Source organism: Quatrionicoccus australiensis, assembly GCF_020510425.1.
Classification (GTDB): Bacteria; Pseudomonadota; Gammaproteobacteria; order Burkholderiales; family Rhodocyclaceae; genus Azonexus; species Azonexus australiensis_A.
Map to the genome: position 1 here is coordinate 809,221 of NZ_JAHBAH010000001.1, position 18,518 is coordinate 827,738.

Annotated in this window: 21 protein-coding genes; 10 read left to right on the forward strand and 11 right to left on the reverse strand. The window is 60.3% G+C overall.

Annotation, left to right across the window (positions count from 1 at the left end; all coding sequences use genetic code 11):
• Position 1 precedes the first annotated feature (1 nt).
• From KIG99_RS04010 to KIG99_RS04025, 4 genes are read right to left on the reverse strand one after another with little or no spacing between them, the layout of a single operon-like run.
• On the reverse strand, positions 2-1,375 hold the full coding sequence (locus KIG99_RS04010) for a replication-associated recombination protein A (RefSeq protein ID WP_226458964.1): 1,374 nt from the start codon (positions 1,373-1,375) through the stop codon (positions 2-4).
• Positions 1,376-1,379: 4 nt separating this feature from the next.
• Positions 1,380-1,709: a CcdB family protein gene (locus KIG99_RS04015; protein ID WP_226458965.1), complete on the reverse strand. Its 330-nt coding sequence runs from the start codon at positions 1,707-1,709 to the stop codon at positions 1,380-1,382.
• On the reverse strand, positions 1,706-1,957 hold the full coding sequence (locus KIG99_RS04020; RefSeq protein WP_226458966.1) for a type II toxin-antitoxin system CcdA family antitoxin: 252 nt from the start codon (positions 1,955-1,957) through the stop codon (positions 1,706-1,708). Before KIG99_RS04020 ends, KIG99_RS04015 begins: the two co-directional genes overlap by 4 nt.
• Positions 1,958-2,006: 49 nt before the next feature.
• Entirely contained in the window at positions 2,007-2,981 is a 975-nt protein-coding gene (locus KIG99_RS04025; RefSeq protein ID WP_226458967.1) for an integron integrase, read from the reverse strand.
• Between the two features lie 1,029 nt (positions 2,982-4,010).
• Here KIG99_RS04025 and KIG99_RS20845 point away from each other — a divergent pair.
• Positions 4,011-4,550, forward strand: coding sequence for an RDD family protein (locus KIG99_RS20845; protein WP_226458968.1), 540 nt, complete (start codon positions 4,011-4,013; stop codon positions 4,548-4,550).
• 67 nt (positions 4,551-4,617) lie between these two features.
• Complete coding sequence (locus tag KIG99_RS04035) at positions 4,618-4,887, forward strand: hypothetical protein (RefSeq protein WP_226458969.1); 270 nt, start codon at positions 4,618-4,620, stop codon at positions 4,885-4,887.
• A gap of 423 nt (positions 4,888-5,310) precedes the next feature.
• On the opposite strand, the gene KIG99_RS04040 is transcribed toward KIG99_RS04035, so the two are convergent.
• Positions 5,311-6,336 carry an IS110 family RNA-guided transposase gene (locus KIG99_RS04040; protein ID WP_226458970.1) on the reverse strand — a complete coding sequence of 342 codons (1,026 nt, stop codon included), beginning with the start codon at positions 6,334-6,336 and terminating at the stop codon, positions 5,311-5,313.
• Between the two features lie 129 nt (positions 6,337-6,465).
• Between KIG99_RS04040 and KIG99_RS04045 the strand changes: the two genes are divergently transcribed.
• Positions 6,466-7,080: a hypothetical protein gene (locus KIG99_RS04045; protein WP_226458971.1), complete on the forward strand. Its 615-nt coding sequence runs from the start codon at positions 6,466-6,468 to the stop codon at positions 7,078-7,080.
• Between the two features lie 366 nt (positions 7,081-7,446).
• Here KIG99_RS04045 and KIG99_RS04050 read toward each other — a convergent pair whose 3' ends face one another.
• Positions 7,447-8,472 (reverse strand): IS110 family RNA-guided transposase, encoded by a 1,026-nt coding sequence (locus KIG99_RS04050; RefSeq protein WP_226458972.1) that lies wholly within the window; start codon positions 8,470-8,472, stop codon positions 7,447-7,449.
• Between the two features lie 117 nt (positions 8,473-8,589).
• Between KIG99_RS04050 and KIG99_RS04055 the strand changes: the two genes are divergently transcribed.
• The 4 genes from KIG99_RS04055 (at position 8,590) to KIG99_RS04070 (ending at position 10,383) form a co-directional block, all read left to right on the forward strand.
• On the forward strand, positions 8,590-9,174 hold the full coding sequence (locus KIG99_RS04055) for a DUF4240 domain-containing protein (protein ID WP_226458973.1): 585 nt from the start codon (positions 8,590-8,592) through the stop codon (positions 9,172-9,174).
• A 91-nt stretch (positions 9,175-9,265) separates the two neighbouring features.
• Positions 9,266-9,496, forward strand: coding sequence for a hypothetical protein (locus KIG99_RS04060; RefSeq protein WP_226458974.1), 231 nt, complete (start codon positions 9,266-9,268; stop codon positions 9,494-9,496).
• A 43-nt stretch (positions 9,497-9,539) separates the two neighbouring features.
• A complete protein-coding gene (locus KIG99_RS04065) occupies positions 9,540-9,767 on the forward strand; it encodes a hypothetical protein (RefSeq protein WP_226458975.1) in 228 nt (75 codons plus the stop codon).
• A gap of 94 nt (positions 9,768-9,861) precedes the next feature.
• Positions 9,862-10,383, forward strand: a complete 522-nt coding sequence (locus tag KIG99_RS04070) for a hypothetical protein (RefSeq protein WP_226458976.1) — start codon at positions 9,862-9,864, stop codon at positions 10,381-10,383.
• Positions 10,384-11,059: 676 nt separating this feature from the next.
• Here KIG99_RS04070 and KIG99_RS04075 read toward each other — a convergent pair.
• From KIG99_RS04075 to KIG99_RS04085, 3 genes are read right to left on the reverse strand one after another with little or no spacing between them, the layout of a single operon-like run.
• Complete coding sequence (locus KIG99_RS04075) at positions 11,060-11,296, reverse strand: hypothetical protein (protein WP_226461863.1); 237 nt, start codon at positions 11,294-11,296, stop codon at positions 11,060-11,062.
• Positions 11,233-11,511 carry a transposase gene (locus tag KIG99_RS20850; protein WP_226458977.1) on the reverse strand — a complete coding sequence of 93 codons (279 nt, stop codon included), beginning with the start codon at positions 11,509-11,511 and terminating at the stop codon, positions 11,233-11,235. The genes KIG99_RS04075 and KIG99_RS20850 overlap by 64 nt, the downstream gene beginning before the upstream one ends.
• Complete coding sequence (locus KIG99_RS04085; RefSeq protein WP_226461864.1) at positions 11,417-11,785, reverse strand: hypothetical protein; 369 nt, start codon at positions 11,783-11,785, stop codon at positions 11,417-11,419. Before KIG99_RS04085 ends, KIG99_RS20850 begins: the two co-directional genes overlap by 95 nt.
• Before the next feature lie 218 nt (positions 11,786-12,003).
• On the opposite strand from KIG99_RS04085, the gene KIG99_RS04090 reads away from it, so the two are divergent.
• The 3 genes from KIG99_RS04090 to KIG99_RS04100 all read left to right on the forward strand — a co-directional run bounded on the left by KIG99_RS04090 (position 12,004) and on the right by KIG99_RS04100 (position 15,393).
• The gene (locus KIG99_RS04090; RefSeq protein ID WP_226458978.1) at positions 12,004-12,291 is read left to right on the forward strand and encodes a hypothetical protein; all 288 of its coding nucleotides are present in this window, start codon (positions 12,004-12,006) and stop codon (positions 12,289-12,291) included.
• 89 nt (positions 12,292-12,380) lie between these two features.
• Positions 12,381-12,551, forward strand: coding sequence for a hypothetical protein (locus KIG99_RS04095; RefSeq protein WP_226458979.1), 171 nt, complete (start codon positions 12,381-12,383; stop codon positions 12,549-12,551).
• A 115-nt stretch (positions 12,552-12,666) separates the two neighbouring features.
• Positions 12,667-15,393, forward strand: coding sequence for a M16 family metallopeptidase (locus KIG99_RS04100; RefSeq protein WP_226458980.1), 2,727 nt, complete (start codon positions 12,667-12,669; stop codon positions 15,391-15,393).
• A gap of 43 nt (positions 15,394-15,436) precedes the next feature.
• Here the strand turns inward: KIG99_RS04100 and lolA are convergent, their stop codons facing one another.
• Together lolA and KIG99_RS04110 are read right to left on the reverse strand one after the other, a co-directional pair.
• On the reverse strand, positions 15,437-16,057 hold the full coding sequence (lolA, locus tag KIG99_RS04105; protein ID WP_226458981.1) for an outer membrane lipoprotein chaperone LolA: 621 nt from the start codon (positions 16,055-16,057) through the stop codon (positions 15,437-15,439).
• Positions 16,054-18,360: a DNA translocase FtsK gene (locus KIG99_RS04110; RefSeq protein ID WP_226458982.1), complete on the reverse strand. Its 2,307-nt coding sequence runs from the start codon at positions 18,358-18,360 to the stop codon at positions 16,054-16,056. Before KIG99_RS04110 ends, lolA begins: the two co-directional genes overlap by 4 nt.
• Positions 18,361-18,518: the final 158 nt, after the last annotated feature.

Genomic DNA, 18,518 nt, shown 5'->3' on the forward strand with positions numbered 1-18,518 from the left:
CTTACTGCTCGCCGCCTTCGTTGCCGTTCTGGCGCGTACGGCGGCGCGCCTGCTGGTCGAGGGCGCGCAAATGCCCGAGTTTTTCGCCGATCTTGCCTTCCAGGCCGCGCGGCGTCGGCTGGTACCAGCCCGGCTCCGGCATGCCGTCCGGCAGATAGCTTTCGCCGGCCGCGTAGGCTTCCGGCTCGTCGTGTGCGTAGCGATAGGCGTGGCCGTAGCCGAGTTCCTTCATCAGCTTGGTAGGCGCATTGCGCAGATGCACCGGCACCGGCGCCGAACCCGCCTTGCTGACGAATGCGCGTGCCTGGTTGTAGGCCATGTAGCCGGCGTTCGACTTGGCGGCGACGGCCAGATAGATCACCGCCTGCCCCAGCGCCAGCTCGCCTTCCGGCGAACCGAGACGCTCGTAGGTGGCGGCCGCGTCGTTGGCGATCTGCATGGCGCGCGGATCGGCCAGGCCGATGTCTTCCCAGGCCATGCGGATGATGCGCCGGGCCAGGTAGCGCGGGTCGGCACCGCCGTCGAGCATGCGGGTCAGCCAGTACAGTGCGCCGTCCGGGCTGGAGCCGCGCACCGACTTGTGCAGCGCCGAAATCTGGTCATAGAAGGCATCGCCGCCCTTGTCGAAACGGCGCAGGCTCTGCGCCAGCGTTTCTTCGATAAATTCGCCGTCGACCGTCTGGCGCTGGGCGGTTCGCGCCGCCGTGCGCACCTGTTCGAGCAGATTGAGCAAACGCCGCGCATCGCCGTCGGCCAACCCGACCAGACGTTCGCGCGCCGTCGCGTCGAACTCGAGATCGGCCAGCGAACGCTCGCGGGCGCGGTCGAACAAGGAGCCCATCTCGGCCTCGTCGAGCGACTTCAGCACATAGACCGAGGCCCGCGACAACAGCGCCGAATTGACCTCGAACGACGGGTTTTCGGTGGTCGCACCGATGAAGGTGAACAAGCCGGATTCGACAAACGGCAAAAAGCCGTCCTGCTGCGCTTTGTTGAAACGGTGGATTTCATCGACGAACAGGATGGTGCGCTTGCCCTGCGCCCGCCACATCTCGGCCTGCACCACCGCCTCGCGCACTTCCTTAATGCCGGAAAAAACCGCCGACAACGCGATGAACTCGCACTGGAACTGCGTCGCCATCATCCGCGCCAGCGTCGTCTTGCCGACACCGGGCGGCCCCCACAGGATCATCGAATGCGGCTGGCCCGATGCAAACGCCAGGCGCAGCGGCTTGCCCGGGCCAAGCAGATGCTGCTGGCCGATCACCTCGTCCGGCGTTTGCGGGCGCAATTGCTCGGCGAGCGGCGCATTGGCCGCCGCGGCAGCGTCCTGCGGCGTACGGTCGACCGCGTTTTGCGAGAACAAATCACTCATTGCATCACCCCCAAGCCCGCGAGAACACTTCGTCGAGCGCTGCCACCACGCTATCGCCCTCTTCTGCCAGCGAGGCCACCAGCGGCCCGAGCGCATCGAGCGACAGCGAAACGATATCGAGCGGATTGAGCACAACCCGCCGCCCCTCGACCACGAATGCCGGATTGACCGGCGAAGCCGGCAAATCGACCGCACCGGCCAGCAGATCGCCGGCCACCAGCGGCACGACCACACGCCGGCGCCGCGCGTCGAACGCCGCCGACTGCACGACCACGACATAGGGCACCTGCGCCGCCTGCCGCCCGATATTGCGATGCACGTCGAACTGACTCATAGCGTCGAATGCTCGTCGGCAAAGGAACCATGAGCCTCTTCAAAACGATTCCAGGCCCCGGAAACGTCGGCATAGCGCTGCTGCTGATCCTGGCGCAATTGCTGCTCGCGCGCCACGAACTCGGCGAGCAGGCCATCGACGGTCGACGACAAATTACGGGTAAAAACCCGCGCCTGCTGTACCGTGCTTTCATTGAGCAACAAATTCACCGGGCGCTTGGCCGGCAAGGATGGGGAAACGGGTTTCATGGCAAGGCCTCCTGTGCGCATGGTATGCGCAGCCACTTGAAAAAGCCAGTCAGCGCACCGCATCGAGCGGCGAAACCACGCCGCGCCCGCCGCGATTGAGCACATGGGTGTAGATCATCGTCGTCGACACATCGGAATGGCCGAGCAGTTCCTGCACAGTGCGAATGTCGTAGCCCGATTCCAGCAGATGCGTGGCGAAAGAATGGCGCAGGGTGTGCGTCGACGCCGGCTTGGCGATACCCGCCCCCGGCAGCCCCTGCTTGATCGCCCGTTGCAGGGCCTGCTCATGCGTGTGGTGACGACGCTCAATGCCGCTACGCGGATCGACCGAAAGACTGCGCGCCGGGAAAGCCCAGAACCATCCCCAGGAAGCCGGAGCAGCGGGATATTTGCGCGCCAGCGCTTCCGGCATCTGCACGCCGGCCCGCCCGGCCACCCGATCGGCCTCCCACAAAGCACGCACCCGCCCCAGATGGGCCTGCAATTCGACCACCAGCGACAGTGGCAACATCGTCCGCCTGTCCTTCCCCCCTTTGCCATCGCGCACCGTCAATTCGTGCCGCTCGAAATCGACATCCTTGACCCGCAAGCGCACACACTCCATCAAGCGCATTCCAGTGCCATACAGCAGCCGGGCCATCAAGGCATGCGTACCCTGCAGTACCGCCAGCAAGCGCTCAACCTCGGCTCGAGACAAGACCACCGGCACCCTTTTCGGCTTTTTCGGCCGGTCAAGATCATTCAGCCAGGGCAACTCAAGCCCCAACACTTCGCGATAGAGAAAGAGCAGCGCCGACAACGCCTGCTGGTGCGTTGAAGCAGCCACATTCAAGTCCGCCGCCAGATGGGAAAGAAAAGCCCTGACCTCAGCCGCGCCCATCTCGCGCGGGTGTTTTCGCCCATGGAATGCGACAAAACGCCTGACCCACTCGACATAAGAACACTCCGTCCGTATGCTGTAGTGCTTGTAACGAATGACCTCGCGGACACGCCCGATGAGGGTCAAGGGCTGGCTGGATTCCATGACGTATTTACCCCACGCAAAACAACTGTGAATAAATACAGTAGATCACCGCAAACCATCTGGCAAGCAGCCTCTTGCGCAAGCATTCCGCTCCGAATGAACGGCAAGGCGCCAGCATATACGGCATTTTTGCCGCCCATTCTGGCCAAACGCCGCGTTTTAACGCCGTATACGCTGCCCGGACAGCATGCCATTCAGCGCAAAACCAGACCAAATCAGGCCACAGCCAACACTGACCTTTCCAGAATAGGCGGCAGCCCCCTGGAATATACGGCGGTGACGCCGTCCACTTCACGTTAGAGGGCTCATGGTCTATCTGGTACTCACACGCAATGGCTACGAGGAACTCATTGGGCAGTTTCAATGCGTGCCATCACCGCTATGGGTCAATAAGGACGTCCTCACCAAAACCGAACTTAGTTCTCTTCGGTCTTCCGGCATCGCGCTCACTGATTTCATTTACTCCATTTCGCCGTCAGACACTCAAGAGGTTTCAGACGCTGCCTATACCGTTAAAGAGCACCACCCCAATGAAAGTGTGTGGGTCGAGTATGTCCCAGCCCTCTAACATCCCGGTCAAGGCGCGGCCTTTGGCCGCTGGGACGTCCCGCAAGCGGGCCGCCCCTTACCTAAAACGTTGGGCATCTCAATGAACGATCCATGGTTCCCTTTGTTGCTCATATTCTTAGCCCTGCTGCCGTTCTACGTGGCTGACCGGTTGCGCTTCAAAAAGACACAGTCCATTCAGGGTGCATTTCAGTGTTTTAGGTGCGGCACTCAATTGGCGCCAATGCAGTCGAGCGAAGTCCCTGTTGCAGGTGGCCCTTTGGCATCGACCAAGGCCTGCGTTTGTCCTAGGTGCGCGAAGCGAGACCGAGTTATTCGTCGCCTTACTTGGCTTGCCATGGCAGGCGCGTTTGCATTCACCGGGTTTCTGCTTTGGCAACAATGATGCCCAACATCACAATCCACCGGACCTTCGGCAAGCTGCGCTTGCCTTCGTCCGGTGATTTTCAACGTTAGCCACTAATGGCAGCCGCTCGCCCCTTCCTCGCACCGGTCGAAAAGCGACTACTGGCGTTTGCGTTGGACTCGGCACTTCTGCTTCTCGCCGCATTGGTCATTTACGGTGTGCTCGATGCGTTGGGGCAAGGGCCAATGCTACTGATAGGGGCACTCCCTATCCTCTACTTTGGCTACCACGTTGGCGCACTGCTAAATCAACGCTTTGCCTTTGGTCGCGTGGTTGCAGGGGTCTCCGTCGTATCAATTCGGGGGGATGCACTGACGCATACTCAAGCGTTTGTCCGTTCAGTCGCTCGGGCAATTCTCGTGGCCCTGGGCTTCGCAGGAGCATTTCTCAGTCACCAGCCCTGGATCATTGCTATGCCTTGCACACTCGAAGTGGCGCTAATCGTTTTAAACCCATGGCGCCAGTCCATTGCCGATGTGTTGGCCGGTACATTAGTAGTGAGAGCTCCTGAGGTTCAGCCTCATCGTGCCCCTGCGGGTCCAATGTTCAGCCGCACCGACGCCGAATTCGGAAATCCACCAAAATGGCGCGGCTAACCCATCATTCCACCGGACCTGCGCGAAAAGCCGCGCAGGTCCGGTGAATTCAAACGTTAGAGGTCACATGTCGCTATTCGATCTGCTCCTTGTTGGCGCTTTGATTGCCATCGTTTTTTCACTCCTTCGCGCGAACGATGTGCTCGGCAATAACCCGCATCAGCAAGTTAAAGCCCTCGAAGATTTAGTCGGGCCATTTCCTACAAAAATGTCGTTCGCTGAAAAGCTACGCCTCAACAATTTGTATGGGATTTCCCCGACCAACCCACGCCGGGCTCGTTGGCTCGCTGTTGTTGTCGCGCTTTTCTTCCTCGCCATGCTTTGGCTAAAGCAATGACCCCTAACATTGCGCTCAACGCCGCTCCCTTCGGTCGCTGGACGCTGCGCGATAAGGCCGCGCAGCGCCCGTTAGCTCAACTACAAGGGCTTCCCCATTCTTTGCAAGCGTTCTGAAGTTTTATCGTTTCATTCCTGATCCCGTTTTCCTGCTGTTCATCGATTCACTGTCGTGCCGGTGCGAGAAGGTAAAGGACTGCGGTACTACAACCGGTCATCTTGGGCTTTTGCCCGGACCCTGATGAAAGACGCGCGCGGGGGCCTCATTCGTTAGCCGGGAGTCACTTGCCTCCCCTGGAGCTAATCAGGCTCTCCCCGCGCGGGTCCAACCCGCTTCACATCAACGCTGCAGTGCTTCGCTGGGCTTGGGCCGCCAGCGATCAGCCAGTGATTCCTTTCTTTTTCCTATAGACGCTTTTGCTGTTCAGGCGGTCTCGTCGATGAGTCGGAAATCATCTCCGTAGTGCATGACCGCCCAGGCCAGTCGCAGGTTCTTGGCGGCGATGGCGACCGCCGCTTTCCAGTAACCCCGTCGTTCGACCAGACTTCTCGCCCAGCGACTGAACCGGTCCTGCTTCTCTCCGAGGCCGGCGAGAACGGCGCGGGCACCCATGACGAGCAGGCTGCGCAGGTAGGCATCACCGGCCTTGGTGATTCGGCCCAACCGCGCTTTGCCGCCACTGCTGTATTGGCCGGGAACAAGGCCAGCCCAGGCGGCGAGTTGCCGACCGTTCTTGAAATCATGACCGCCGCCCAGGCTGGCAACCAGGGCGCTGGCTGTGGTCGGGCCGATGCCGGGGAGTTGCATGAGCTGCCGGCTGCGTTGGTCTTGTTTGGCAGCTTGGGCGATGGCCTTGTCGTACTCGTCGATGCGTTCATTAAGGCGGTCGGCGTGTACGAGCAGATCGCCGACGCAGCGGTTGGCCCAGCCGGGGAGTGCTTCAAGGTGGGCACCGATTTCCCGGCGCAGGCGTTCGACTTTCTGCGGTAGAACAATGCCGAACTCGCTGATTAGGCCACGCAGGCGGTTATAGAGCGCCGTGCGTTCTTCAATGAAGCCTTGCCGGGTGCGGTGCAGGCAGAGGATGGCTTGTTGATCGACATCCTTGACCGGGACGAAGCGCATGTTCGGCCGGGTGACGGCTTCGCAGATGGCGGCGGCATCGGCGGCGTCGTTCTTGCCGCGCTTGCCGCTCATCCGGTACGGCGCCACGAACTTCGGTGCCATCAGCTTGACGGTGTGGCCGAAGCGGCTGAACTCTCTTGCCCAGTAGTGTGCGCCGGAGCAGGCTTCCATGCCGATCAGGCAGGGTGGCAACTGGGCGACCATTTCGAGCAATTGGCCGCGAACCACCTTGGGCTTGATGAAAACCGCCTTGCCGCTCTGGTCAATACCATGCAAAGCGAATACATTCTTGGCGAGATCGATGCCTACGGTGACAATATTCATGGACTTCCCCTTTCGAACGAATGATTTGGTCTGGAAACTTAATCATGGCAGCAACTGCTGCCGGCGGCTTCCGCCGCTAGTTCGGGACGGGGAAGTCCCTTTCATTCGTTAGGCACATCAGGAGAGAAAATGCGCCATTCGTACTTAATGTCTATCGCCTCTATTCTGTTAGTCGCTGGTTGCGCGGCGGTGAACCCCAATCCGAATGTCGGAATGAGAACAACCGACCTTGCATTCGCAAGCGGCGATTGCCTGAGTGCCAGGAAGCTTGCGGAACCGGCCGCACTCAGAGGTGAGCCTTGGGCTCAATTCCGTATGGGAGCCCTGCTTATCGACAAGAGTTGCCCCAACCGGTCGTCAAAAGACGCGCTGGAGGCAATTGAGTGGCTTAGTAAGGCTGCCTGTTTTGAGAGCAAATCGCTTTGGGAGCGAGGGAACGAATTGGTGGTGGGTCCATCGGGCTATTTCAATGCACGCGCGTCGTCGACAAAAGCTGCCATCATGCTGGCAGATGCTTACCTTCATCTTCAAAGAGCCGGCTTGGCGTGGTACTACATTGACCGTGCTCGGAGCCAATACGCAGAGGGCGAACTACCCTACAACGAGCTAACGAAACAGCTAACGTACATTGAGTCACAGATAGGACCGGATCTGTTCTCAAAAATGAAAAAAGAGAAACCGAACCTCTGCATATCCAGGCAGCCGAGTGCCCAACCCAACAGTCAACCGGACGCTGCGCTATAAAGCCGCGCCTGTTACTTTCAACTACAAGGGCTTCCCCATTCTTTGCAAGCGTTCTGAAGTTTTATCGTTTCATTCCTGATCCCGTTTTCCTGCTGTTCATCGATTCACTGTCGTGCCGGTGCGAGAAGGTGAAGGACTGCGGTACTACAACCGGTCATCTTGGGCTTTTGCCCGGACCCTGATGAAAGACGCGCGCGGGGGCCTCATTCGTTAGCCGGGAGTCACTTGCCTCCCCTGGAGGTAATCAGGCTCTCCCCGCGCGGGTCCAACCCGCTTCACATCAACGCTGCAGTGCTTCGCTGGGCTTGGGCCGCCAGCGACCAGCCGGTGATTCCTTTCTTTTTTCCTATAGACGCTTTTTGCTGTTCACGCGGTCTCGTCGATGAGTCGGAAATCATCTCCGTAGTGCATGACCGCCCAGGCCAGTCGCAGGTTCTTGGCGGCGATGGCGACCGCCGCTTTCCAGTAACCCCGTCGTTCGACCAGACTTCTCGCCCAGCGACTGAACCGGTCCTGCTTCTCTCCGAGGCCGGCGAGAACGGCGCGGGCACCCATGACGAGCAGGCTGCGCAGGTAGGCATCACCGGCCTTAGTGATCCGCCCCAGCCGGGCTTTGCCGCCACTGCTGTATTGGCCGGGAACGAGTCCGGCCCAAGCGGCGAGTTGCCGACCGTTCTTGAAATCATGACCACCACCCAGGCTGGCAACCAGGGCGCTGGCTGTGGTCGGGCCGATGCCAGGGAGTTGCATCAGGCGCCGGCTGCGCTGGTCTTGTTTGGCAGCTTGGGCAATGGCTTTGTCGTACTCGTCGATGCGTTCATTAAGGCGGTCGGCGTGTACGAGCAGATCGCCGACGCAGCGGTTGGCCCAGCCGGGGAGTGCTTCAAGGTGGGCACCGATTTCCCGGCGCAGGCGTTCGACTTTCTGCGGTAGAACAATGCCGAACTCGCTGATTAGGCCACGCAGGCGGTTATAGAGCGCCGTGCGTTCTTCAATGAAGCCTTGCCGGGTGCGGTGCAGGCAGAGGATGGCTTGTTGATCGACATCCTTGACCGGGACGAAGCGCATGTTCGGCCGGGTGACGGCTTCGCAGATGGCGGCGGCATCGGCGGCGTCGTTCTTGCCACGCTTGCCGCTCATCCGGTACGGCGCCACGAACTTCGGTGCCATCAGCTTGACGGTGTGGCCGAAGCGGCTGAACTCTCTTGCCCAGTAGTGTGCGCCGGAGCAGGCTTCCATGCCGATCAGGCACGGCGGCAACAGGGCGACCATTTCGAGCAATTGGCCGCGAACCACCTTGGGCTTGATGAAAACCGCCTTGCCGCTCTGGTCAATACCATGCAAAGCGAATACATTCTTGGCGAGATCGATGCCTACGGTGACAATATTCATGGACTTCCCCTTTCGAACGAATGATTTGGTCTGGAAACTTAATCATGGCAGCAACTGCTGCCGGCGGCTTCCGCCGCTAGTTCGGGACGGGGAAGTCCCTTTCATTCGTTGGCCGTCATGAGAGTCTATCGCCGCCACTTTCTGAAAATGCTCAGTTTCAGCGTGTTGCTTGCCGGTGTCGCCTCTTCTGCAAGCGCGAAAGGAGAATCAATGGAGCCGAAGAAGTTCTGGGAAATAGTTGGCGCAGTAAAAAAATCAGCGGGAAGTGATCTTGAGTCTCGCCCAAGAGTATTGGAACAAAAACTGAGCGCCCTCCCAACGTCGCACATTCAGGCATTCCAGCGTACCTATGAGAGTTTCTTGCTGAATGCAAACCGTTGGAGTCTTTGGGGTGCTGCGTATCTCATGAATGGCGGCTGCTCAGACGATGGATTTAAATACTTCCGAGACTGGCTGATCTCAGAAGGGCAGGATGTTTACGAGAGCGCCATTGCAGATCCGGACTCATTGGCTTCTTTCGCAAAGAGAGATTTCTTTGAGCTTGAGCTTTATGGATACTCTGCGCTGCATGCCTTTGCGCAAGCTGGCGCCGGGGAACTGGAGCGTGATTTCAGCTTAGAGATTGCAAGTCCAACGGGGGTAGAGTGGAGGGAAGATGATCTTCCTAAGCTATTTCCAAAGTTGGCAGCGAAGTACCTGTAGGTGGCCCGCCGAAATGACGGCCAACCCCACATATCACCGGACCTTGCGCGTAAAGCCGCGCAAGTCCGGTGAATTTCGACGTTAGAACGCAATGGCAATTCCCATCGGAATCGAAGGCCGCATATCAAACAGCGAACACCATTCGCATGTTGTCGTGGTGCAAGACGACACCGGCAATACGGGCGGATTCCTCATCTTTGAATCATGGGCGGGTTCTGATGGCCCCAACCCAAGCGGAGCCTTTGATAGTTGGGTGGAAAGCATTTCCGCGCTTGAGCAGTTCTTTGCAGAATCGGGCTGGGTTGTTCAATGGAAGTCATAAACTTTACCGTGGCTTTCAGGCCCGCATCTAACCAAAGCCAATCATGAGTTGGTTTTTTTCAAAATCTCGCACTGGCAAGGTCATAGAAGGGGGCTTAAATCTCCTTGATGGCGCTGTTGGTTTCGGCTTGTTATCCGGGGCGGCTGTTGTCATGGCGTTCGGCAACTTCCTCTTAGGTGGTGTGCTTGGTGCTTTCGCCCTTGGGGTGTTCGCTCGGTTGAGCCGCCGCACAAAGTCCAACGCAGCCTCATCCCCAAAAAAACGCACATGAATAACGCGTTGCTTTCTAACATCACAATCCACCGGACCTCCGGCAAGCTGCGCTTGCCTCCGTCCGGTGATTTTCAACGTTGGGCGTCTTGAGTATGCGCACTATCTTCGTCGCTCAGGCTCTCTTTGCCACTTTCGCTCTGTCAGTGGTCTCCTTCGCTGCCTTCGCAAGAGAGGAACGCAGTCTTACGACCGCGGCACAAAATTTCATTGTGAAGGGGGCGGAACCAACGCTAAGGAAGTGCGCCCTTCCTAAACCTCGCTGCGGTGACGCCAAGCTCCTTGGTAACGAGAATCTCCCAGGAGAAAGCAACGACGAAAAGAGGCTTACTCGAATCATCACCTTTGACGGTCTCGAAATTGCGCTAACCATTCCAGTAATGAACCGACATCGCTACCTAGTGGGGAAAGTCGAGATATCCAGTTCCAAGTGGCCCGTCGACCACGGACTCCAAGTTGGTCAGCTTCAAAACAGGGTTGTCGATGTACTTGGCCTCCCAACAACCGAAGCCGGCAACTGCATTCAATACTTCAACGAAATTTCTCAGAGTTCGGTGGGCTTCTGCTTTTCCAGCGGTCGTATTGCAAAAATCCTGTGGGAGCGCTGGATTGACTGAAACGCCCAACATCACAATCCACCGGACCTCCGGCAAGCTGCGCTTGCCTGCGTCCAGTGATTTACAACGTTGGGCATCAACCTACTTCTTTCCTTCACTCGCCGACGATGAACACCCAAATTCCCGCAATCGCAATCGTTCTCTCACTTTCGGTGGCGTCATGCGCAACTCGATATGAGCCGCCACCTGATGGCGTGAGAAGCGCTTCCGTTTTTCTAATCGGCAATGGTGGTCAAGTGCCGGGCGGACGAAACAACATCGCCGTAAATATCGCGGATCCGTCTTCTTGCGAAAATTTACAGCACATAGGACCGGTTGCGGCAGGCGAAACAAAGGAACTGAAGCTTCGTGTAGGGGTACCAGTCACAATCAAGCTCAGCTACTTTCGCCTCCGACCGGAGCCCGTAATAGGGAAGGGGCCTATTGAAAATTGCCAAGACGGAGTTACGTTCACACCCCAAGATGGCAAGGAATATCAAGTCGGTTTGGATTCAAGAGCCCTACGGTATATGAGGATGAGGTGTGACAACGAAGTGAGAGTGCGCTCCGTCGGCGAAAAGGTCTGGAAGAACGCAGAACGTGAGCGAGTTTGCGCAGATTAGCGATGACGAATCAAATGCGCCCTAACATGGTGGACAACCGGACCTACGCGAAAAGCCGTGCAGGCCGGTTACCTTCACGTTGACGCTGTAGAAAAACCCTTTTCCAGCCCGATTTTCAGCAAAAAATGGCGCAGGTTTTCTCTGCGCCATTTTGCTTTTTCATTCATGCATCTGAACTGGTCAACCGCTGCGTCCTGCTGTCGTTGATGGCGGCGACCATCTGGCGGGGAAATTCCCCCTTCTTTGCCTACTGCCCGAACCCGTGATGTGCCAGCTTCTCGATGTTGTGCACCAGGCAATACAGTTTCCACTGCGTATCAACCATCTGCTGCCCACGTAGCGTAAACCGATCCAAGCGCTTGTTGTGCCTCAGGTTGCCAAACACCGGTTCGACCGTGGCAAATCTCCTTCCGTAACGGGCTTTGCCTTCTTCACTGTCGATGGCCCGCTTCATCCGGTCGGTGTGGCTTTCTTCCGTTGTATCGGCCTTGCCGCGGAAGAGGGCGACCTGCCGGACTTGGCTCATCTCTGATGACGTGTTCGCGGCACAGCCGCTCGATGCCCCGGCTGCTCACCACACCCTGGGTACAGGCGCAGAAAATGACCTTGAGCAGCATCCATGGCGGGTAGGCGCAGGCGCCGCTCTGGTCGTTACGGTAACGGGTATCGAAGAGGGAAAGGTCGAATTCGTGCTCAATCAGGTGATGCACGGCATGCTCGAAACTGCCTGGCAGCAGTTGCTTCTCCATATCCACCGCCAGAAACCTCGGGCTGGTATCGATTGCTTTGTAGCGGGCCATCGCCGTCTCCTGAACTCGTCTTCAGGCTGGAACCTTGTTATTCCATATGGTTTGCGGCAGGATGCGGGCATGAATACTATTTTTCTACAGCGTCGTTAGAGGTCAGAGCGTTTCTGTCATGCTCAACCGCAAAGCTTCCGCGTAGGCGTCGCAAATTCGATCTCATGTCATCACATCCGGAATACCCACCCACTGGCGAGACGCACGAAAATCCTCCGGTGACCGAAGTCGTCAAAGACCGCTGGCTCACTGTGGCGCTGCTTGCAACTGCAGTCCTTTACTTCGTCCTGCTGCTGCTCCGCCCGAGCGGCGAAGGTTGGGGTCGCGGCTGGAACATGGTCGCCTTTGTAATCTATTCAGTACCAACATCCATCGTGGCAGGAGCCGTAGCCCTATGGAGAGTTGGAAAAGTCTCCGGACAAGCCCGAAGAGTTGCCGTCTGGCTAACTGCCGCAGCCTTCATATTTCCAATTGTCTGCATCCTCGTCGTGCGCATGAAGGCGTAATCGGCGAAGTCACGGCAGCGCATGAAGACAAGCCCCGCAGTCAGCCAGACCTGCACAGCAAGACACGTAGACCGCCTTGGGCAAGCGCAGTGAGCAGCAGGCGCACCAACCAACCGGCCGGCAAGGTTTCACTGGAGGCGCTTGATCATGACCAATCCTCCCCCCGCCTGATCCGCCGTCTACCCTATTTCGGCATTGCCTTCATGACGATGGGCGCGACCATCCTGGTGCTGTCTTTCCTGCGCAAGCGCCAGGCCTGAGCGGCATTTTTACTGTTTTTTGCCGGTCGACCGCTGGCTATACCGTACAGCTTTTTTTCGGGGCAGCCTTTAAGATAGGCCCCCGTCGTATCCACTCCCGCAAGGCCCTCTCGTCATGATGCATCTCAAGCGTTCCGTCCTCGCCATTTCCGCCCTCTTCCTACTCGGCAGCGGACCGCTGCTCGCTGCGCCCGGCAAGGCTGCGGCGCCCGCCACGCTGGAGGCGCAGGCGGGCGGCTTTTCGTCCTACGTGTTGCCGAACGGTTTCCGGATCATCCTGGCGCCCTTCCCGGCGGCGGCCAATGTGCGGGTCGAGCTGCTGGTCAAGACCGGCTCGAAGCTGGAAGGTTATGGCGAAACGGGCATGGCGCATCTGCTTGAGCACATGCTGTTCAAGAGCGCCGGCCCGCGCAAGGACATCAAGAGCGACCTGACGGCGCTGGGCGCCAACTGGAACGGCACGACCAACGCCGAGCGCACCAACTATTTCGAGACGGTGGCGGCCGAGCCAGACAAGGTGGATGCGGCGATCCGCCTTGAGGCCGACCGTTTCATCCGCGCCAGTTTCACCAAGGAGCATCTGGCCAGCGAAATGACCGTGGTGCGCAACGAGCTGGAGCGCAACGACAGCGACGCCGGCAGCCTGGTCATGCGCGCCCTGCAACGGCAGAGCTATTTCTGGCACGGCTATTCGCGCCCGACGATCGGCGCGCGCAGCGATATCGAGGATGCGCCGTTCAGCGCGCTGCAGGCCTTTCACAAGAAACACTACCGCCCGGACAACGCCGCCCTGATCGTTTCCGGCAATTTCGACGCGGCACGCGTGCTGGCGCTGGCCGGCAAGCTGTTTGCCGAAGCGCGCAACCCGGCCAACCCGAAGATCGCCAGCTGGACGCGCGAAGAAGCCCGCGCCACGACCAACCGCAGCGAACTGACCCTGCCTGCCGGCAAGACCATCGCCGCCAGCGCCTGGAAGCTGCCCGGCATGACCGAGCGCGAAACCTACGCCCTCGACCTCGCAAGCAGCGCGATCTGCGCCGAGGACTGGGGCAGCCTGCGCAAGGAGCTGGTGCTCGAACGCAAGCTGGCCGTCTCGGCCTATTGCGGCACGCAGATCCAGAGCGACTACAGCCTGCTGATCGCCTCCGCCGCGGCCGGCAAGGACGCCGATGCCGAAGCGCTTTCCGCCGCCCTGCGCAGCCATCTGGAAAAAGCCGCAGCGAACGGGATCAGCGCCGAACAACTGGAAAGAGCCCGGCAAAACGAGTTGACCGCCTGGGAGCGCCTGGAAAGCGACCACGAAACCCTGGCGCCGCTGCTCTCGCAGGCCGAGCTGGGCGGCGACTGGCGCCTGTTCTTCTGGCAGCGCGACATGGTCAAGGTGGTGACGCTGGACGAGGCCAATGCGGCACTGAAGAAATGGCTGGTGGCAGTCAATCGCAGCGACGTACTGCTGCGCCACGCCGACGGCGTCAGTGCGCCGGAAATCGGCAAGGCAACGCCGGCCGCCGGGCTGGTCCGGGGCAAGACCTGGGCGCCGGTCGCCAAGAGCGCCGATCCGATCCCGACGTCGGTCGGCGAACTGGCACGCGCCACGCAGAAAATCGCCCTTGATGGCGACAAGGCCCGCGCCGCGCTGATCTCGCGCCGCACCCAGGGCAATCTGGCATGGGTAGTTCTGGCCAATGATTACGGCAACGAAGCGACGCTGAGCGGCCGCCGCGCTGCCTGCGCGATGGGCAACAACCTGCTCGCCTACGGTGGCGCCGGCCTCAGCCGCGACCAGCTCAGCGCAAAACTCGAAGCCCTGCAGGCCGAATGGTCGCTCGGTCTGGGCGGCATCGTGCTCGAAGCGCCGCGCCAGAACATCGACGCCGCACTCGACATCCTGCTCGCCGCCTGGGCCGCACCGGCGCTACCGGTCAACGAGTTTGAACGCATCAAATCGGCGAGCATTGCCAGCCTCGAAGCGGCCCTGAAAAACCCCGGCAACGTTGCCGCCACGCAAAGCGGCCTGCGCTTTGACAACTACCCGGCCGGCCACCCCTTGCAACCACGCCCGCTCGAACAGCAGCTGGCCGAAAGCCGCGCCGTGACGCTGGCCGACGCCACCGCCTGCGTCAATGACTTTGCCGGCATCGGCCATGTTCGCCTGGCCATGGTTGGCGCCTTCACGCCGCAGGACGTCAGCGCCACCTGGAGCAAGATCGCCAAGCTGCCTGCTGCCCGGATTCCCTACGCCCGGGTCAGGGATGTGGCCGTTCCGGCAGCGGTCGACACCACGCCGATCCGCATTTCCATGCCGGAGAAACCGAATGCCAGCATCAGCGGCGCTGCCCTGCTGGCGATGACCGACGAGTCGCCCGACTTCCCGGCCCTGCGCATTGCCATCAAGATTCTTGGTGGCGACGCCGACAGCCGCGTCTGGAAGCGCCTGCGCGAAACCGACGGCCTCGCCTACGGCGCCGGCGTTTCCCTGGCTGGCAGCTCCTTCGAGCCGCGCAGCCGGGTGACGCTGCAGGCAAGTGCCGCCAGCGACAAGTCGGAAGCCGCCCTCGCCGCCCTGCAGGAAGAACTGGTACGGGCGCTCAAGGACGGCTTCTCGGAGCAGGAAGTGAGCCGCGCCAAGAAGGCCTGGGCGGAGGAGCGCAAGAACATGCTGCGCGCCGAAAAGTCCTTCGCCGGCACGCTGGCGCAGGGCTTGTACACCGGCCACGATTACGCCTGGGTGGCGCAGTACGACGCAAAGATCGCCCAACTCAGTACAGCCGAAGTGAACGCCGCGCTGCGTAAATACCTGCAGGATGCGCCCATCGTCTGGGCGATCGGACGCGGCAACTGAAAATCGGCATTTCCGGGCGGTCGACCGCCCGGAAAAGGCAAAATTACTCGCCGATCACATCAACGCCGACCGGCGGCGTGAATTTGAAGGCATTCGCCGGCAGGGCCGGGTTGCGCTCCAGCGCCGAGAAGGTGATCAGCGTCGTCTGGCCGAAGCTGTCATACAACTCCATGGCCTTCAAATCGGCTGCGGCAAAGCCGAGACGCACTTTCTCGAAACCGCTGTCGCCGCCCTTCGGCGTCGCCTCGACCCAGTTCAGGCCTTCGGCGCTGCCGGCTTCGGCCAGCGTGAAATTCTTTTCCAGGTCGTTCTTGCCGGCGAGCAGCGCCGCCGGCGAGCCGCCGATCGCCTTGCCGACCGGACGCACCGTAACCTGCTGCAGTTCGGTGTCGTAGATCCAGATCTTCTCGCCGTCGCCGACGATCAGTTGCGGCGAGGGCTTGCGGATTTCCCAGCGCAGCTTGCCGGGCCGCGAAATGGCGACGACGCCGGACGATTGCTGCGGCTTGCGGCCGCCCTTGGCGACCACCAGTTGCGCAAAATCGGCCTTGAGCGTGCGCGTGCTCTGCAGGAACTGGTGCAACTGGTCGATCGCGCCGGCTTCGGCGAGCAGCGGGAAGATAGCCGTCGCAACGGTCAACAGGGTTTTACGGGCAAATTTCATTCAGCTTCCTTGCGGGCGAGAACTTCGCGGCCGCCACGGCCGTCCATGGAAGAAACCAGGCCGGCCTTTTCCATGGCTTCGATGAGACGCGCCGAGCGGTTGTAACCGATACGCAGATGGCGCTGGACCAGCGAGATCGAGGCCCTTTTGTTCTTCAAAACGATGTCGACCGCCTGGTCGTAAAGCGGATCGGCCTCGGCATCGCCGCTTTCGCCGCCTTCGCCACCGCCCTCTTCATCATCGCCGCCACCACCATTGAGGATGTCCTCGATGTATTCCGGCGCGCCGGTTGCCTTGAGGTGTTCGACGACGCGGTGCACTTCGTCATCGGAGACGAAAGCGCCATGCACGCGGGTCGGGTAGCCAGTGCCGGGCGCCAGATAAAGCATGTCGCCCTGGCCAAGCAGCGCTTCGGCGCCCATCTGGTCGAGGATGGTGCGCGAGTCGATCTTGCTTGAGACCTGGAAGGACAGGCGGGTCGGGATGTTGGCCTTGATCAGGCCGGTGATCACGTCCACCGACGGACGCTGCGTCGCCAGCACGAGGTGGATGCCCGAGGCACGCGCCTTCTGCGCCAGGCGGGCGATCTGCTCTTCGACCTTCTTGCCGACCACCATCATCAGGTCGGCCAGCTCGTCGATGATGACGACGATGAAGGGCATGGTTTTCAGCGGCTCGGGCGTTTCCGGCGTCAGGCTGAGCGGGTTCGGGATGTGCTCGCCGCGCTTCTCGGCATCGCGGATCTTGGTGTTGAGGCCGGCGATGTTGCGCACGCCCATCGCCGCCATCAGCTTGTAGCGCTTTTCCATCTCGGTGACGCACCAGTGCAGCGCGTTGGCCGCCTGCTTCATGTCGGTGACGACCGGCGCCAGCAGGTGCGGAATGCCTTCGTAGATGGACAGTTCGAGCATCTTCGGGTCGACCATGATCAGGCGCACCTGGTCCGGCTCGGCCTTGTAGAGCATGGACAAAATCATCGCATTGACGCCGACCGACTTGCCGGAACCGGTCGTACCGGCAACCAGCAGGTGCGGCGTCTTGGCCAGGTCGGCAACCACCGGCAGACCGCCGATGTCCTTGCCGAGGCAGACGGTGAGCGGGCTGCTCATGTCGTTGTAGGGCCGGCTCGAGATGATCTCGGAGAGCTTGACCATCTGCCGCTTCGGGTTGGGCAGTTCGAGCGCCATGCACGACTTGCCGGGCACCGTTTCGACAACGCGGATCGAGACCATGGCCAGCGCGCGCGCCAGGTCGCGCGCCAGATTGACGATCTGGGCGCCCTTGACGCCGACTGCCGGCTCGATTTCATAACGGGTGATGACCGGGCCGGGCAAGGCCGCCAGCACCTTGACCTGGACGCCGAAGTCGGCGAGCTTGCGCTCGATCAGACGCGACGTGTATTCCAGCGTTTCGGCACTGACCGTCTCGGTGACCGGCGGCGCCGGGTCGAGCAGGTGCAGCGGCGGCAACTGGCCGCCAAACACGGCCTCGGGGAAGAGCACCGCCTGCTTTTCGCGCTCGACGCGGGCCTCGGCCTTTTTCGAGACCGGCACTTCGACCGGGGCCGGCGTTTCGATGATGATAGGTTCGTGCAATTCGACGCGACGTTTCTCTTCTTCGACGACGACTTCGCGCTGCTGCGCGACTTCCTTGCCGATCTGGCGATCGCGCCAGGCATCGACACGGCCGTAGAAGAAGCCAACGAAATTCTCCAGCCCGGCACCGAGCTTCTCGAAGGCCCACAGCCAGGACATGCCGGAGAACACGCTCCAGCCGGCCGCCATCACGGCGAGCAGGAGCAGCGTCGAGCCGGTATAGCCGATCTGATGGGCGAGGACGCGGCTGACCTCGATACCGAGCATGCCGCCCGGACTGAGCGGCAATTCGAGCTTCAGGGAGTAGAAGCGCAGGGCTTCCAGCGTCGAACTGGCGACCAGCAGGAAGACAAAACCGATCAGCGCCAAGTAGAGCGGCCGGCTTTGTGCGGCATCCTGCGTATTGAGCTTGTGAAAGCCCCACCAGACGAACATGCCGAGCAGCACGATCCACCACCAGGCGGAAAAACCGAACATGTAGAGCATCAGGTCGGAAATCCAGGCGCCGGCGCGCCCGGCCGGGTTATGCATGCCCTGCCCGACGATGGCGTGCGACCAGCCCGGATCTTCGCGGCTGAAGCCCCACAGGGCCATCGACAGGAACAGGGCGACGGCGCCGACGGCGAGCCAGCGCGACTCCTGCAGCAGAGTGCCGATTTTTTCCGGCAAGGGACTTGCCGTGTTGCGCTCGATATTGCGTCTAGCCATGTTCAAACTCCGGCGATGATCGGCCGATCATCCTTGCCAACAATAGAAGCGGCGCGCCCGGAAAACAGGCTGCAGCCAAAAAATCCTGAAGACACAAATCACTTTCCAGTCATACAGTTACGCGATGATTATAAACTGCTTTCCCAAACAACATGGGA

What these genes read in the sequence shown, in the direction of transcription:
- KIG99_RS04010 (WP_226458964.1), bottom strand. Translation starts at nt 1,375, where the DNA reads ATGAGTGATTTGTTCTCGCAAAACGCGGTCGACCGTACGCCGCAGGAC.
- KIG99_RS04015 (WP_226458965.1), bottom strand. Translation starts at nt 1,709, where the DNA reads ATGAGTCAGTTCGACGTGCATCGCAATATCGGGCGGCAGGCGGCGCAG.
- KIG99_RS04020 (WP_226458966.1), bottom strand. Translation starts at nt 1,957, where the DNA reads ATGAAACCCGTTTCCCCATCCTTGCCGGCCAAGCGCCCGGTGAATTTG.
- KIG99_RS04025 (WP_226458967.1), bottom strand. Translation starts at nt 2,981, where the DNA reads ATGGAATCCAGCCAGCCCTTGACCCTCATCGGGCGTGTCCGCGAGGTC.
- KIG99_RS20845 (WP_226458968.1), top strand. Translation starts at nt 4,011, where the DNA reads ATGGCAGCCGCTCGCCCCTTCCTCGCACCGGTCGAAAAGCGACTACTG.
- KIG99_RS04035 (WP_226458969.1), top strand. Translation starts at nt 4,618, where the DNA reads ATGTCGCTATTCGATCTGCTCCTTGTTGGCGCTTTGATTGCCATCGTT.
- KIG99_RS04040 (WP_226458970.1), bottom strand. Translation starts at nt 6,336, where the DNA reads ATGAATATTGTCACCGTAGGCATCGATCTCGCCAAGAATGTATTCGCT.
- KIG99_RS04045 (WP_226458971.1), top strand. Translation starts at nt 6,466, where the DNA reads ATGCGCCATTCGTACTTAATGTCTATCGCCTCTATTCTGTTAGTCGCT.
- KIG99_RS04050 (WP_226458972.1), bottom strand. Translation starts at nt 8,472, where the DNA reads ATGAATATTGTCACCGTAGGCATCGATCTCGCCAAGAATGTATTCGCT.
- KIG99_RS04055 (WP_226458973.1), top strand. Translation starts at nt 8,590, where the DNA reads ATGAGAGTCTATCGCCGCCACTTTCTGAAAATGCTCAGTTTCAGCGTG.
- KIG99_RS04060 (WP_226458974.1), top strand. Translation starts at nt 9,266, where the DNA reads ATGGCAATTCCCATCGGAATCGAAGGCCGCATATCAAACAGCGAACAC.
- KIG99_RS04065 (WP_226458975.1), top strand. Translation starts at nt 9,540, where the DNA reads ATGAGTTGGTTTTTTTCAAAATCTCGCACTGGCAAGGTCATAGAAGGG.
- KIG99_RS04070 (WP_226458976.1), top strand. Translation starts at nt 9,862, where the DNA reads ATGCGCACTATCTTCGTCGCTCAGGCTCTCTTTGCCACTTTCGCTCTG.
- KIG99_RS20850 (WP_226458977.1), bottom strand. Translation starts at nt 11,511, where the DNA reads ATGAGCCAAGTCCGGCAGGTCGCCCTCTTCCGCGGCAAGGCCGATACA.
- KIG99_RS04085 (WP_226461864.1), bottom strand. Translation starts at nt 11,785, where the DNA reads ATGGCCCGCTACAAAGCAATCGATACCAGCCCGAGGTTTCTGGCGGTG.
- KIG99_RS04100 (WP_226458980.1), top strand. Translation starts at nt 12,667, where the DNA reads ATGATGCATCTCAAGCGTTCCGTCCTCGCCATTTCCGCCCTCTTCCTA.
- lolA (WP_226458981.1), bottom strand. Translation starts at nt 16,057, where the DNA reads ATGAAATTTGCCCGTAAAACCCTGTTGACCGTTGCGACGGCTATCTTC.
- KIG99_RS04110 (WP_226458982.1), bottom strand. Translation starts at nt 18,360, where the DNA reads ATGGCTAGACGCAATATCGAGCGCAACACGGCAAGTCCCTTGCCGGAA.